General features: G+C 48.2%; 11 protein-coding genes and 4 tRNA genes. 4 read left to right on the top strand and 11 right to left on the bottom strand.

Annotated elements, in window-relative coordinates:
- Positions 1-67 precede the first annotated feature (67 nt).
- The 11 genes from miaA to orn all read right to left on the bottom strand — a co-directional run bounded on the left by miaA (position 68) and on the right by orn (position 8,813).
- Positions 68-994, bottom strand: a complete 927-nt coding sequence (gene miaA / locus SHEWANA3_RS03150) for a tRNA (adenosine(37)-N6)-dimethylallyltransferase MiaA (protein WP_041412536.1) — start codon at positions 992-994, stop codon at positions 68-70.
- Positions 987-2,933 carry a DNA mismatch repair endonuclease MutL gene (gene mutL / locus SHEWANA3_RS03145; RefSeq protein ID WP_011715787.1) on the bottom strand — a complete coding sequence of 649 codons (1,947 nt, stop codon included), beginning with the start codon at positions 2,931-2,933 and terminating at the stop codon, positions 987-989. The genes miaA and mutL overlap by 8 nt, the downstream gene beginning before the upstream one ends.
- 13 nt (positions 2,934-2,946) lie before the next feature.
- On the bottom strand, positions 2,947-4,338 hold the full coding sequence (locus SHEWANA3_RS03140; protein WP_011715786.1) for an N-acetylmuramoyl-L-alanine amidase: 1,392 nt from the start codon (positions 4,336-4,338) through the stop codon (positions 2,947-2,949).
- A gap of 8 nt (positions 4,339-4,346) precedes the next feature.
- Positions 4,347-4,805 carry a tRNA (adenosine(37)-N6)-threonylcarbamoyltransferase complex ATPase subunit type 1 TsaE gene (gene tsaE / locus SHEWANA3_RS03135; RefSeq protein ID WP_011621395.1) on the bottom strand — a complete coding sequence of 153 codons (459 nt, stop codon included), beginning with the start codon at positions 4,803-4,805 and terminating at the stop codon, positions 4,347-4,349.
- A 79-nt stretch (positions 4,806-4,884) separates the two neighbouring features.
- Positions 4,885-6,384, bottom strand: coding sequence for a bifunctional ADP-dependent NAD(P)H-hydrate dehydratase/NAD(P)H-hydrate epimerase (locus tag SHEWANA3_RS03130; RefSeq protein ID WP_011715785.1), 1,500 nt, complete (start codon positions 6,382-6,384; stop codon positions 4,885-4,887).
- Positions 6,385-6,628: 244 nt separating this feature from the next.
- Positions 6,629-7,084 carry a hypothetical protein gene (locus SHEWANA3_RS03125; protein ID WP_011621393.1) on the bottom strand — a complete coding sequence of 152 codons (456 nt, stop codon included), beginning with the start codon at positions 7,082-7,084 and terminating at the stop codon, positions 6,629-6,631.
- A gap of 562 nt (positions 7,085-7,646) precedes the next feature.
- Positions 7,647-7,722: transfer RNA gene (locus tag SHEWANA3_RS03115), tRNA-Gly, on the bottom strand.
- A gap of 44 nt (positions 7,723-7,766) precedes the next feature.
- A tRNA-Gly gene (locus SHEWANA3_RS03110) sits at positions 7,767-7,842 on the bottom strand.
- A 123-nt stretch (positions 7,843-7,965) separates the two neighbouring features.
- A tRNA-Gly gene (locus SHEWANA3_RS03105) sits at positions 7,966-8,041 on the bottom strand.
- A 33-nt stretch (positions 8,042-8,074) separates the two neighbouring features.
- Positions 8,075-8,150 (bottom strand) — tRNA-Gly (locus tag SHEWANA3_RS03100).
- Positions 8,151-8,267: 117 nt separating this feature from the next.
- Positions 8,268-8,813 (bottom strand): oligoribonuclease, encoded by a 546-nt coding sequence (gene orn, locus SHEWANA3_RS03095; protein WP_011715784.1) that lies wholly within the window; start codon positions 8,811-8,813, stop codon positions 8,268-8,270.
- A 112-nt stretch (positions 8,814-8,925) separates the two neighbouring features.
- Here orn and rsgA point away from each other — a divergent pair, with 112 nt between their 5' ends.
- From rsgA to SHEWANA3_RS03075, 4 genes are all read left to right on the top strand, one after another.
- Positions 8,926-9,990 carry a small ribosomal subunit biogenesis GTPase RsgA gene (rsgA, locus tag SHEWANA3_RS03090; RefSeq protein ID WP_011715783.1) on the top strand — a complete coding sequence of 355 codons (1,065 nt, stop codon included), beginning with the start codon at positions 8,926-8,928 and terminating at the stop codon, positions 9,988-9,990.
- A gap of 80 nt (positions 9,991-10,070) precedes the next feature.
- On the top strand, positions 10,071-10,949 hold the full coding sequence (gene asd, locus SHEWANA3_RS03085; protein WP_011715782.1) for an archaetidylserine decarboxylase: 879 nt from the start codon (positions 10,071-10,073) through the stop codon (positions 10,947-10,949).
- A 14-nt stretch (positions 10,950-10,963) separates the two neighbouring features.
- A complete protein-coding gene (locus SHEWANA3_RS03080) occupies positions 10,964-11,848 on the top strand; it encodes a DMT family transporter (protein ID WP_011715781.1) in 885 nt (294 codons plus the stop codon).
- Between the two features lie 68 nt (positions 11,849-11,916).
- On the top strand, positions 11,917-15,120 hold the full coding sequence (locus tag SHEWANA3_RS03075) for a mechanosensitive ion channel domain-containing protein (RefSeq protein WP_011715780.1): 3,204 nt from the start codon (positions 11,917-11,919) through the stop codon (positions 15,118-15,120).
- The last annotated feature ends 13 nt before the right edge of the window (positions 15,121-15,133 follow it).

Genomic DNA, 15,133 nt, shown 5'->3' with positions numbered 1-15,133 from the left:
TAAAAATAAATCGTTATCAGTGAAGTTTTTTGTTTAGTTTTAGTATTATACAGCAAGGGCTAATAAGCTAGCGGCATTGACGCATAAGTGTAACTAAATTCCCCTCAGCACCACTTTCAAGCCAATTCAACTCTGGCCAACTACGCAACCATGTTAATTGACGCTTGGCTAATTGCCTAGTAGCGGCAACGGCTTTTTCGACCATAGTATCATAGTCAAATTCACCATCGAGATACTGCCAACATTGTCGATATCCCACGCAACGCATTGAGGGCAAATCTAAATGTAGGTCACCTCTCGCTTTCAGCTGGGCGACTTCATCAATAAAACCTTGCTCTAACATTATCCGAAAACGCTGCCCGATTAACTCATGCAGCACTTTGCGCTCACGGGGCGCAATGGCAAATTGCACCACATCGTAGGGTAAAGGAGCCGACTTGGTTTGAGTTAACTCGGTCAGACTCTTACCGCTTATTCTATATACTTCTATCGCTCTTGAAAGCCTTTGTGGATCATTAGGATGAATTCTTTCTGCCGATACGGGATCTATCTCCCTTAATTGCTCGTGCAGTGCTTCCCATCCGTTTGCGTCCGCTTCGGCTTGGATCTCGGCCCGAATCGCCTCATCGGCACTCGGTAGCGGCGATAATCCTTCTAAAAGCGCCTTAAAGTACATCATGGTCCCGCCCACTAATACGGGGGTCTTTCCCATGCTAATAATCTGTTCAATCTCGCGCAGCGCATCGGCTCTAAAATCGGCGGCGGAGTAGCTCTCTGCCGGATCGCGGATGTCGATCAGTCGATGTGGACCTCGCGCTAATTCCTCGGCAGAGGGTTTAGCACTGCCGATGTCCATCCCGCGATAGATCAATGCTGAATCAACCGAGATAATCTCGCAATTATGCTTTTCGGCTAATTCGAGTGCTAAAGCGGTTTTTCCGGACGCCGTTGGTCCCATCAAAAAAACCACTTTTGGCTGTAATTCTTTATTCACTTGCTTGCTCTTCTAGCCACGATTGCCAAGGTAAGGATACTGCTTTATCGGCAATTTGCTGTCTTTTCTCTTCAGTTAACTGACAATAGGCCGCCCAAATATCCGCGGCCGAGGTAAATCCAGTCAAACTCTGCTCTGCCAGCCACACAGCCAATGCATTAGGTGCTGGCGCTTCAAAACGTAGCGATTGCAACCACTCGGGGATCACCTTCGCTAACTGGCTATCCCTGAGATATGGGGGCACTTTTTTAATTATCAACTGCTGATAGCGAATTGTTAGTTCTAATCCTAATTGCCGGATAAGTGTCTCATGTTCTTCAAGTAATGCAGGCCAATCCGTATCGGCGGCAATCGACACTGGCATCAGTAATGGCTGACCTATCAAACCCGTTGCCAGCTTTGTTTCAACCTCATGGCTACGGGTCGCTAACGCCACAGATTGAATCGGCAATAGACTCAAGTTTTGCCCTTGAGCCAACACCCAGTATTGACCATTGAGTATGGCGGGCATTGCAAGCACGGGTTGATACGGCTTGTCCTGCACGCTGTAGGATGGCGTTTGCAATAATTCGCCGTAACTGGCGATAGCCACCTTAGAAGGAAGCTCGGCTCGTGCTCGACTTTCCCCTGCCGAACCACTGCGTGACTCCCGCGGAACGGCCATACTGCCGTAGGCATTGCTCTGCACGCCAGCGTAAGGACGCGCGCTAGCAATATCCCGAGTACGCTCACCTAGCGGCGAATCGATTCGGCTTTCCCGTGACGTCTCGGCACGGGAAGTATCAACACGTGAAGCTTCATTCCAAGTTGAATGAGTTTTAGATTCAGGCGATTGCAGCTCGAAGGCATGATGCTCAGTTTGTGTCTGCGCCCCAGTTTCAGAGAGAGAGGCTTCATCCCTAATCTGTGGCGAGCTCGGCTCGAAAGGACGCTCAAAACCCAGCTCACCCGCTTCTTCGAGTGCCGATTGCAGTGCCTGCAGAATATAATCATGCACATAACGGCTCTGATGAAAGCGCACTTCGTGTTTCGCCGGATGCACGTTCACATCTACCTGATGGGGATCGATATCCAGCATCAACACATAACCCGGCTGTTCGACCTCGGCTTTTTGGGCAAATGCTTGGCGCACCGCATGATTGACTAAACGGTCGCGCACTAAGCGGCCATTCACATAAAAGTAATGGGTGTCGGTTAACACCGTTGACCAAGGCGACTGTAAATAACCACTTAAACGCAGGTCATCGTGTTGGCATTCGACCCGCAACGCCTCATCGGCAAACTGGCGCCCAGCAACCTGAGTCAATCGCTGTAAATACTGCGGCTCGTTCATCGCCGGACGACAGTTGCGCACGATTTTACCATTGTGAGTCAAGGTAAAGTGAATATCCCCACGCACTAATGCAATGCGTTTTAACCATTCATCGATATGGGTAAATTCGGTTTTATCGCTTTTTAGAAAACGTCTGCGGGCGGGCGTATTAAAAAACAGATCGACAACTTCAATAGTTGAACCAACAGGATGCGCGGCTGGCATCACCTTAACCGCCATATCGGCACCTTCGGCATAAGCCTGCCAAGCTTCCGTTTGCTCGGCCGTGCGCGAGGTCAAGGTTAAGCGGGATACAGAACTGATACTCGCCAATGCCTCACCACGAAAACCAAAACTAAGAATCGCTTCAAGGTCGTCAAGAGAGTGCAATTTCGAGGTAGCATGGCGCGACAAAGCCAAGGCCAGCTCATCCTTTGGGATCCCCGAACCATTGTCGCGGATCTTAATCAGCTTGCTGCCGCCCTTATCGATTTCGATATCGATACGCGTCGCCCCAGCATCTAGGCTGTTCTCGACAAGTTCCTTCACCACGGAAGCGGGCCGTTCGACCACTTCACCAGCGGCGATTTGGTTGGCTAGTTGCGGCGGAAGGATCTGGATCCCCATAGACTTCATCCTATTAACTCTCAGGAATAACGAGTGTTTGCCCGAGTTGTACCACATCCGTCTTCATGCCATTGGCGCGCTTAATGCTAGCCATAGGCACTTGATAACGCTGAGCAATCGCCGAAAGTGACTCGCCGCGGCTCACCTTGTGCTTGATATTTCCCGAGGAGGATTTCGCGCTCGAGCTGGCCGTTGTGCCGCCGCTATTACGCTTCGCGAGCAAGGTATCTGCCGGCGGGTTATTGTGGAAATAACGGCTAACGCCCTTATAGATAGCGGTTGCGATACTTTCCTGATGGCGACTGCTATTAAGTAACCTTTCTTCCTTCGGATTCGAAATAAATCCTGTCTCCACCAGAATAGAGGGAATATCGGGGGATTTTAATACCGCAAGGCTCGCAGACTCAGGGCGACTCTTATGCAGCTCAGTCACTGAACCGAGATCCTTGAGAATATCCCCAGCAACTGAGTGACCAATAGCCATCGAACTGTTCATGGACATGTCGAGCAGAGTCATTGCAAGATACTGTTCATTATCGGTATTTTGAATAATTTCCCCTGCACCACCTAAGAGTTCTGAGTGTTTCTCTTTTTGCTCTAACCAACGACCAATTTCACTGTTCGCGCGGCGCATCGACAATACCCACACAGACGCTCCTTTTGGCTGAGGCGAGGTAAAAGCATCGGCGTGGATAGAAATCAGTAAATCGGCCTTACTGTTACGGGCGAGCTCGGAGCGCTTGTTCAAATTCACAAAGTAATCGCCGGTACGGATCATCACTGCCCGCATACCCGGCGTGTCGTTGATCTTACTGGCCACTCTTTTTGCTATCTCCAGTGCCACTTTTTTCTCGTAAACACCTGAAGGGCCAATAGAACCAGGATCGTCACCACCATGGCCCGCATCAATCGCTACCACAATATCACGGGAGGATTGCGCCGATTGAGTAACCGTTTTAACGGGAGTCGAACTCACCACAGCTGTTGCCGTCGTTAAGGTTTTATCCTCAAGATCCACCACCAAACGATTACCATAGGGCGCCGTCTCGGGAAGGGAAAACAAGTTAGCATTTAATGGCTTAACAAGATCGATCACCAAACGTAAATCACCTTTAGTGGGTGATTTGCTGACGCGAACCCCTTTAACCAATTTACTGTTGTTATCGATATTTTTCAGGCTCAGTTTTGTCGACGCCTTTTTAAGGTCGACCACTAAACGATTGGGCCCATCGAGGGAAAAATAAGTGTAGTTTGGCGCTTCACTCAAATCGAACACCACACGGGTCGACTCGGGGGCAGCCCAAATACGCACGCCCTCAAGCTGGTTAGCAGCATGAGCTGCTACAGCAAAAAAAGCGCACAGAAAAAGAGTAATAGTCTGAAAGTAATGCTTATTTTTAGTCATCTTTGTTTTTATTTTATTGCGGCTAATAGCTTTTTACCTGATTCTGTTAAGGCTCGAATTTGGATTTCACGTCCTTGGTTAACATAATTTAAATGCAGGTGAATATCGGCATCGGGCAAGAGTCCATGACCTTTGTCGGGCCATTCCACAATGCACAGGCTGCTATCGGTAAAGTAATCACGGATCCCCATGAACTCGAGTTCTTCTGGATCGTTTAAACGATACAAATCAAAATGATAAACTTCGACACCGTCTAGCTCATAAGGTTCAACTAAAGTGTAGGTCGGGCTCTTTACCGCTCCTTTATGCCCCAATCCTTGGATTAACCCGCGGCTCAGAGTGGTTTTACCCGCCCCTAAATCCCCCGTCAAATACAGAGTCAAAGGCGCTTGAATATGGCGGGCCAATTTTTGCCCAACCGCAATAGTCTCGTCTTCGTTATTTAATTGAAAGGTTAACTCTGTCATTTCCGCTTTTATCACTGCTGTTATGGATGGAGGAGGCAACTTAAGCGCGGGAATGTCCTGCGCTTAAGTTTTACAGCGCCTAGAGTAAATCACTATTTACTAATTGGCGAATAAAAGGCATCAAATCGCTGGCTAACATGCCCCGCTCACCCTGCACTGCAGCCAGATCCGCCGCGCAGCCATGAACGACAACCCCAACAACGGTCGCCTGCATGTTATCCATTCCTTGAGCCATAAGTGCGCCTATAATACCAGATAACACATCGCCGCACCCACCACTCGCAAGCCCCGGATTTCCAACAGGTGCCACGACCATCTGTTTTCCATCAAAAATGACAGTACCCGCACCTTTTAGCAGCACCACGCCACCATATTTTTGCTGCAGGGCACGCACGGCAGCGAATCTATCCTGCTCAATATCGGCGACACTGCATCCTAAGAGCCGTGCAGCTTCCCCAGGATGGGGCGTGAGTACCCAGTTAGTTTGCCTGCGCGGTTCTTGACTCAATAGATTTAGAGCATCGGCATCGAGCACACAGGGTTTATCGCTTAAGCCCGCGGCTTTAAACAAGTTATAACCCCAATCGTGTTTTCCTAAACCGGGGCCAAGTACCACCACCTGTGCCCAACCTAGGCGCAGATAGACTTCCATATCAACCAGTTCACAGCCCCAAAACATCAATTCGGGGCGCGAGACATTCACTGTTAATTGATGTTCAGGCCTACTGATCACAGTCACCAATCCGGCGCCCGCACGTAAACAGGCTTCACTAGCGAGGCGAATGGCTCCCGCCATACCAAAGTCACCACCGATCAGCGTTACCTTACCCGATTGCCCCTTGTGGCTGTCCCGTGCTCTTGCGGCAAAATGGCTTTTTAACATTTCACCGCCGACTCGCGTTGCATTCTCAGCATCGAAAAAAGGCGTTAATCCCAGATCGGCAAAGGTCAAATGGCCACAGTGGTGTCTCGCCTTACTGGTCAAAAGCCCCTGCTTTAACCCTCCAAAGCACAGAGTGACATCCGCCATCACGGCGACGTAAAGGGCAACGCCAGTATCGGCAACGATCCCCGAAGGCAGATCTAAACTCAGCACCCAAGCCTCACTCTGATTGACGGCATGGATCAGTGCAGCAATATCCTCACGCACGGCGCCCTTCACTCCCGTGCCCAGTAGCCCATCGATAATGACTGGCGCCTGCTGTATCGCTTCGATATTGGGGGAATCGATAACACCGCCCTGGTTAAGATAGGCAGAAAGTGCATGCTCGAACTCTGCAGTGCCTTGTGTCTTGAGCAAATAAACCTTGACCTGATGTCCTGCTTCTAAGGCTAGGCGCGCGCAAACAAGCGCATCGGCGCCATTATTGCCGCTACCCGCTAATACCAGTAAAGGCATTCCTTCAAGCTGAGGATGCCGTTCACGCTGTTGAGTAAAACACTCAAATGCCGCCCGCCCAGCACGTTCAACTAATTGATATAAAGTGGTTTCCCCTTCTGAAACAGCGAGCAGTTCGGCGGCTCTCACCTGCTGCTGCGTATAAAGCGCTGTGGGTAAACTCGATAAATCTTGTGCCATAGAGAATCTCCTGCGCGACAAATAATCAAAAGGACTGCTCACCTAACACACCCTGTTATTGGTGAGAACCAAGCATTACTAGGTCAAATCAACCAATGAGATCAAGAAAGTAGCAAAAACCGCCCCAAAAAATTATGACGTAAATCAGTTGCCATGCAAAAAGCGTCCAAAGTGAAAAAGACTCATCCGGTAAAGACAACAAAGCCAGCATTGCGCTGGCTTTGAAAGGTCATTCGGCATCGGATTAGATATCATCCATCCGAATAGTGCTATGCACTAGACGTTGCTGCTGAGTTTTCTCTACCCGAATCAGACCCTCAAGTGCGGTGCGGGCATCTTCGGCAGTCGTTGAGTTAACGGTTTTTTCCAATAAGCCAATTAGTCGATTTTCTAAATCGAGGTGCAGATTCAGAACATCATCTTCAGTCATATTGGCGGGCAACATAGTGTCTTGGCAGCGCTTGGTAAAATCTTCAAATACAAAGTCTTTATACCAAGTATCTAATACTCTAACCGGCGCCTCATCCATATAATCGCGCAATTTTTCAGCCACATGTTTTTGATGAGACTCAAAATATTCCAGCATCATCTTCACGCGGGCAGAATCGGCCTGATTGTTCAGTCGGCCATAGAGTTGCGCCATATCTAAGCGGCAGTTCGCCACATACTCAAGTAAATCACGCAATTGTTGAATACGCATATAATGCACTCCAGTGTTAAGCCAACTACTTGGCGCTATTAACTTTGTCTGGATTCATTATGTAAGTAAAAGCGTTGCGAATATTTGAACAAGGTCATAATTTAACTTTCGCAACGCCATCTAATTTAGGAAATCTTGAAGAAACAAGGCGCAGATCACGCATTAACCTTGCTGTTTTATTTTTTACAAAATAGAAAACATCAGCGACAACAGCCGCAGAGCAGGCAAAGTGTGCCCATACTTAACCGCATTAGCATTAAAAATAACCGTGCAAACTAAGATTAATAGATTACAGCGATGAAAGTGCTAAAAAAGCGCTTGGAACAACCAAGAACGGAACAGACATGCGAAGCAGACAGAAGAGCAAAATAGCGCTACGTAAGTTGTGATATATCAGTTTGAAATGGAGAAGATTTTATGGGGAGACTTACGAGAAAAATTGGAGCAACATATCGGGTTCGAACCGATGACCTATACCTTGAAAAAGAAAGGTATCGCAATATTAAAACCACAACTGAGCTAATGCTAATTGAGAACTTGATTATGGGGAGATTCAGAAAATTGGAGCGACATATCGGGTTCGAACCGATGACCTATACCTTGGCAAGGTATCGCTCTACCAACTGAGCTAATGTCGCATAATTTTGTATTTAATGACTTGGTGAATCACTAAATTTTTATTTGGAGCGACATATCGGGTTCGAACCGATGACCTATACCTTGGCAAGGTATCGCTCTACCAACTGAGCTAATGTCGCATAATTATCGCTGTTACATCCGCTTTCAACATTCACAAAGGTATCGTCTATCAACCTTTATCAACTGAGCTAATGTCGCATAATTCTGTATTTAATGACTTGGTGAATCACTAAATTTTTATTTGGAGCGACATATCGGGTTCGAACCGATGACCTATACCTTGGCAAGGTATCGCTCTACCAACTGAGCTAATGTCGCATTTACATTTTAAGACTGTAACCGTCTGAAATTTGGAGCGACATATCGGGTTCGAACCGATGACCTATACCTTGGCAAGGTATCGCTCTACCAACTGAGCTAATGTCGCAATCACTAAATCACTTATATGAGCAGCGCTTCGTGTCCGCATCAAAAAGTTGAGGCCGCATTATATGAAAAATTTATGCGGCTGCAACCCCTTCTTGCAGATTTATCTGCTGATCGGTCAAATTTTAAATACTTTGCTGCGGTAATACTGTAATTCCGCGATCGACTCTTGGATATCTTGCAGCGCTTGGTGGGTATTTTGCTTTTTGAAACCCGCCATGGTTTCAGGGCTCCAACGCTTCACTAACTCTTTTACCGTGCTAACGTCGAGATTGCGATAATGGAAGTAGTCCTCCAGTTCGCGCATATAACGATTTAAGAAACGACGGTCCTGGCCCACGCTGTTACCACACATAGGCGAGGCGCCCTTAGGCACATATTGCTCTAAAAATGCGATGGTTTGTGCAACCGCTTGTGCTTCATTCATTTGGCTAGCACGCACTCTATCAATCAGACCCGATTCACCGTGGTGTTTTTGGTTCCAATCATCCATGGCCGCCAGCACATCATCCGATTGATGAATAGCAATCACAGGCCCCTGACCGATAATATTGAGTTCTTGGTCTGTTACTAAGGTAGCAATTTCAATGACTCTATCGACATCGGGTTCTAACCCTGTCATTTCGAGATCGATCCAAATGAGATTATTCGCGTCCGCCGCCATAATTCAGCCTTATCATGTCAGTTAGCCTAAATTCAGGCTTTTTTATTCAAGAGCGTGTATCATACTGCTTTTTTCAGACACAAAAAATCATCTAATTGACGAAGACAAATCAGTGAGTAAAAAGAAACCCCTAAGCCAAGGCCAATTACGCCGTATGCGCGCCAATCACGAGAAACGCCTCAATCGTGACAATGGTGATAAAAATGCGCCTGAGTTACAGGATAGCTCACTCGGCCCAGAACAGAGCGGAACCGTGATCTCCCGCTTTGGCCAACATGCCGATATTGAAACCGAAGATGGCCAAATCGTGCGCTGCAATATTCGCCGCACCATTAAGAGCTTAGTCACCGGCGATAAAGTGATTGTACGCCTCGCCATTGAAACCCAAGCCAACAGTGGTATTGCCGGCATTGTTGAGGCGGTACACCCAAGACGCTCTTCCCTCTCGCGCCCCGACTTATACGATGGCGTGAAAATTATCGCCTCGAATATCGACCAAATTTTGATTGTGTCTTCGGTATTGCCTAGCTTTACCACCCAGATTATCGACCGCTACTTAGTCGCAGCCGAAGACACGGATATTCCGCCGATCATCATTTTGAATAAAATCGATCTGCTAACGCCAGAAGAAGCCCCCGCCATCGAAGCCGCCTTAAAGCGCTACGAAGCTATCGGTTATCCCGTGTATAAGGTCAGCAGTAAATTAGGCGAAGGCTTAGATACCATTAAAGCCCTGCTGAAAGATAAAGTGAGCGTATTTGCTGGCCAGTCCGGTGTGGGTAAATCTTCACTGGTCAATGCCTTACTGCCCGAAGCCGAATTACTGGTGGGCGATGTCTCCGACAACTCAGGGCTGGGTCAACACACGACCACCACGGCTAAATTGCTGCATTTACCCAGCGGTGGTGATTTAATTGATTCCCCCGGCGTGCGCGAATTTGCCCTCTGGCACTTACCCGCCCAACGTGTCGGTTGGTGTTTTATCGAATTTAGAGACTTTTTAGGTGGCTGCAAATTCCGCGATTGTAAGCATGGCGATGATCCGGGCTGTGCCTTAAAAGCCGCTGTCGATGCGGGTAAAATTAGCGAAGATCGCTTTAATAACTACCATCGAATTATCGCAAGCCTAGATGAGCAGCGCCATGCACGGCATTTTCGTGCCCAAAGCGATGAATAACGAACGCCATCGTTTTGCATAAAATTAACGTAAAACAAGTCTCAACCTAAGTTGAGCAACATAAAGGAAAGGAACATAAATTGGATAAAGTTAAAATTGCGCTGCAGTACATGCTGCCAAAGCACCTGTTATCTCGCTTAGTCGGTAAACTTGCCGCTTCCGAAGCTGGCGCATTAACGACTGCCGCGATTAAATGGTTTATCAAACAATATAAAATCGATATGAGCGAAGCGGCTCAGAGCGAACCCGAAGCCTATAAAAGCTTCAACGACTTTTTTACCCGCGCACTTAAGCCCGGTATTCGCCCAATTAATACTGCGACCAACATCATGGTGCACCCGGTTGATGGTGCCGTTAGCCAACTCGGCCCCATCAAGGATGGTCGTATTTTCCAAGCTAAAGGCCATCACTATTCTTCACTCACCCTACTGGGCGACCAAGCCGAAGATGCTAAACGCTTCGAAGGTGGGGATTTTGCGACCATTTATCTCGCTCCCAAGGATTATCACCGCATCCATATGCCGATAAAGGGCACACTGTCAAAGATGACCTATGTACCGGGCGAACTGTTTTCCGTTAACCCCTTAACGGCTCGCCATGTACCAGGCCTGTTTGCTCGCAACGAACGTGTCGTGGCGATTTTTGAAACCGAACTTGGCCCGCTAGCCATGGTATTAGTGGGTGCGACCATTGTGGCTAGCATCGAAACCGTTTGGGCAGGCACTATTACGCCGCCAACGGGCAAGCAAGTCTTCACGTGGGAATACCCAACGGTAGGACCAGACGCCATTACTTTAGATAAAGGCGAAGAAATGGGCCGCTTCAAGCTTGGCAGTACCGTCGTCATGCTGTTTGCTAAAGATGCTATCGACACCTTCGCCGAAGGCGTTGAACCCGAAGCCGTAACGCGTATGGGTCAAGCCTTTGCAAATCTGAAAAATCAGGCGTCAGCCGACTAATTACGGCGACCCAATTGAGCCAGACTGCTAAACCTTCGGGATTAATCGAATTACACTTAGCTGTGCTGATGTTTGGCGGCACAGCTTTGTTTTCAAAGTTAATCCCCTTAAGCGCACTCGATATCACCTTCTTACGATGTGTGGTTGCAGCCTTGGTGTTGGCATTACTCATCAAATTCCGTGGTAAATACATAAGCCTTGCTAGCAAACAGGATTATCTGGTTGCTATCGGCTTAGGTGTGATAGTCAGCTTACACTGGGTCACCTACTTTGCCGCGATGCAACTCTCATCGGTCGCCATCGGCATGATTGCCTTCTTCACCTATCCGGTGATGACTGTCATTGCCGAGCCGTTATTAACAGGCAATAAAATCAAGCTGATGGATATTATCAGCGGTGTTTTAGTGCTGATAGGCGTGGTGCTATTGATCCCCGAAGCTAATCTTGGCAACGATACAACCCTAGGGATTGCGGTCGGGATTGTCTCGGCGATGCTATTTACCGCCCGTAACCTGCTGCAAAAACGCTATTTTTCCCAATATAGCGGCCCCCACGCCATGTTTTATCAGACCTTAGTGGCGGCAGTGTTTCTTATGCCTTGGCATCAAACCGAGTTACAGACTATCTCCCTCGAGACTTGGGGCTTGATAATACTGCTCGGAGTGGTGTTTACCGCCGCGCCCCATGCACTCTTCACCTCGGCATTACGCCAATTAAGCGCTAAAACTGTGGGCTTAGTCTCCTGCCTACAACCCTTCTACGGAGCCATGTTGGCATTAGTGATCTTAGGCGAAGCGTTGAATCTCAATACTCTGATAGGCGGAACCATCATAGTCGCCACCGCCATCTTCGAAACCCATCAATCGCACCAGTCACAACGGCGAAAAAAGAACGCTTGAAACATACCAATCTTGGCCTAAGTTGGCTAAGATGAGTGCGTCTTCCGCCCCTAATTGCTTTTGCTTATATGCCACGTATTTTATTGTTCGTTATTGCTTTTTTGTCTTTTTCTCTCCATGCCAATTCGCCACTGCAATTGGACAAGCGCCTTGGCCTAAACAACCAAAATCAGCAACAAAATATTAGCATTGACGATCAAATTGTTGAGCTTAAAAACAACATCGACAGACTGGCAGCGAATGCGAACAGTTTTCAGCAGGCGCAGCTCGATTTTGAAGAAAACAAAAAGGTCATCGACCACGGCTTAAAAGAGGCCGCTAAGCCCTTAAAGCTGGATAAAGCCACGGATCTCAACCAGCAAGCCTCGATGGCTTATTTACGACTGTCGGAATTAAAAGAGAGCGAAACCGCTTTAGGTAATCAAGTCAGCGAACTGTTACAACGCCACAATCTGCTGCCCTCCGTCATCGCCAACGCTAGACAGAATGTGCTGCAAAATAAGAAAACCGAATTAGCCCCGCTGGACACGCCAGCTGGCGAGTTACAGCAAACGCAACGGGTTTTCTTCGAGCAAAGCCTCGCCACCAATGAGGCCGAACTTGCCAGTAGCCAAAAGCGCATCGAACTCACCCAGCTACAGTTACAGTTGGTTCGCCAACAATTAAGCCAGCAAGAAGCCTTTATTGAAACCATCAATAAGGCGATGAATAAACAGCGTCAGCAACAAACCGATGCAACCTTGGCGAAGAATTTAGTCGATACCGCCAAGGTCGTGGATCCAGTGACCCGTAACATTGCCGACACTAACCAGATCTACGGCCAAAAACTCCAAACCTTAACCTTGCAAATCAACAACGTGGTTGAGCAGCAAGAGCAGGCCGAGCTGCAATATCAATCCCAGGCCAAACAGCTGGCGAATATCCAAGAGCAAATCACTTGGGTCAAAATGAACTCCGCCTTTGGCGAGCGTTTTTTGCAGATGCTGCAATCTCTGCCTAAGCCGCCAAACCATGAGAAGCTGCAAACGCTGATCGCCGATGCTCGCCTCGATAGGTACCACCTCGAGCAACAACAGGCACTTAACGAGCAAGAGTTAGAGCAGACCAACCTCTACAACGAGGGACAGATTAAACTGCTACGCTCACAACAGGCGCTGCTGACACAGTTGATGCAGAGTTATGACCAATATTTGAGTGAACTAGGCAAACTCAAAGTCAATTATCAGCAACTAAGTCAGCAGCATCTGACCTTAAAAAACACCCTCAACGAGCACCTGTTTTGGGTGCCCAACGCCGCGAGCATAAACAAACTCTGGCTCACCGACTTGCAGCGCAGCGCCCTGTGGTTAGTGCAAGAAGCGCAGTGGGGACAATTGGGTAAAGCCTGGCAGGAGCAGAATGACTATTGGTCATGGTGGATCATTCTGCTAGTGCTCTGCTTAGTGATCCAAGATTTAATCCGGCCTAAGTTCAAACGCTTACTCACCCACTATGTCACCTACGTGGGTAATGTGACGCAGGATAAATTTATCTACACCTTTAAATCCTTAGTCCTCAGCCTAGGTTATGCCCTGATCAAACCGCTACCCATAGTCGCGGCAGGGTGGATTTTCTATCAATCTGAACGTAACTTTGTGCAGGCCGTCGGCATGGGAATTTTAGCAATAGGATTAGTTTACCTATTGTATCGCTTGATTTTTATCCTCGCCCTCGACAAGGGGGTCTTAGTCGGTCACTTCAAACGCCCCTCAAAACTCATCCAAGCAGGTCAACTCAGGCTCAAACACTTTGTGTTTGTCGCCAGCCCGCTGCTCGGCATTATGGGCTTTACCGAAGTCCTCGACGCATCCCTTATCCGCAATAGCATTGGCCGCGGTGCATTTATCTGTTTTTGCGTGGTGTTATTCTTGTTATACAAGGATATCTTGGTGCTAAGCCGCCAGAATAGCGACACCCAGAAAGACGGCAAAAACAAACGCCTTATTCAAAAAATGCTCTGGGCATTGCTGATTTCAGTCCCACTGCTGAGTGCCGTACTGGCCTTTAGGGGTTACTACTTCACCGCCTTCCAAATGCTGTTGCAGTTACAACTGTCCATCGTATTGGGATTAAGTTTCCTGCTGCTTTATCAATTAATTAAACGTTGGATGCTCATCGAGCGCCGCCGCATTGCCTTCGATCGCGCCAAGGCCAAGCGGGCCGAACGGTTAGCGCAGCGGGAAAAGGGTGAGACTCACCATGTTTCTAGCGATGGCCTAGATACCTACGAAGAACCTGTCGTCGATCTTGAAACTATTTCGAGCCAGTCCCTCGGCTTAGTGCGCTCCCTATTGCTATTGGCGTTTTTAGCCAGCTTGATTGGCCTGTGGACGCAAACCCATACGGCGCTATTTTCCTTCTTAGATGGCATCACCCTCTGGACGACAAATACCAGCGTTAATGGTGTCGAGCAGCAGCTGCCTATCACCATGAAATCGCTGTTATTGGGCTTAGTCATCGTTGGTTTCTCACTGATGATTGCGACCAATTTACCCGGTCTGCTCGAGCTGATGATTCTACAACGGCTCGATTTAACACCCGGCACCGGCTTTGCCATCACTACGGTAAGCCGTTATTTAGTGGTGTTTTTAGGCCTGCTGATTGGCTTTTCGAATCTCGGGATGGAATGGTCAAAACTACAATGGTTGATTGCCGCCTTGTCACTGGGTCTAGGTTTTGGTTTGCAGGAGATTTTTGCCAACTTTATCTCGGGCCTGATTATTCTGTTCGAAAAACCAGTGCGTATTGGCGATACAGTGACGATCCGTGACTTAACGGGAACCGTGAGTAAAATCCAGATCCGCGCCACCACCATTATCGACTGGGACAGAAAGGAAATTATCATTCCGAACAAGGCCTTTATTACCGAGCAATTGATTAACTGGTCACTGTCCGACCCCATCACGAGGGTGATAGTGCATGTGTCGGTTGCCCGCGATTCTGATCCCGCCAAAGTCGAAGCAACGCTGTATCAAGCGGTGCAGGAATGCGAAGATGCGCTGCCTAATCCAGAGCCTGAAGTCTGGTTTGCGGGCTTTGGTAAACATACCCAAGATTACGAAGTGCGTGCCTATGCAAAAGAGATGTCGGCCCGTTGGCCGCTGCGCCACGACCTGCATAAACGCATTACCCGTAAGCTTAAAGAAAACAATTTAGAACTCGCCTATCCGCAAATGGAAATCCATCTTAAAAATGGCCAAACTCGCGATCAGGTCGGCATAATCCGCAGTTAATAGGACGAAAATC

It is taken from the genome of Shewanella sp. ANA-3 (genome assembly GCF_000203935.1).
In the GTDB taxonomy this organism is placed as follows: domain Bacteria; phylum Pseudomonadota; class Gammaproteobacteria; order Enterobacterales; family Shewanellaceae; genus Shewanella.
Note: the sequence above shows the minus strand (reverse complement) of the source record. Positions and strands in the feature narration are given on the sequence as shown.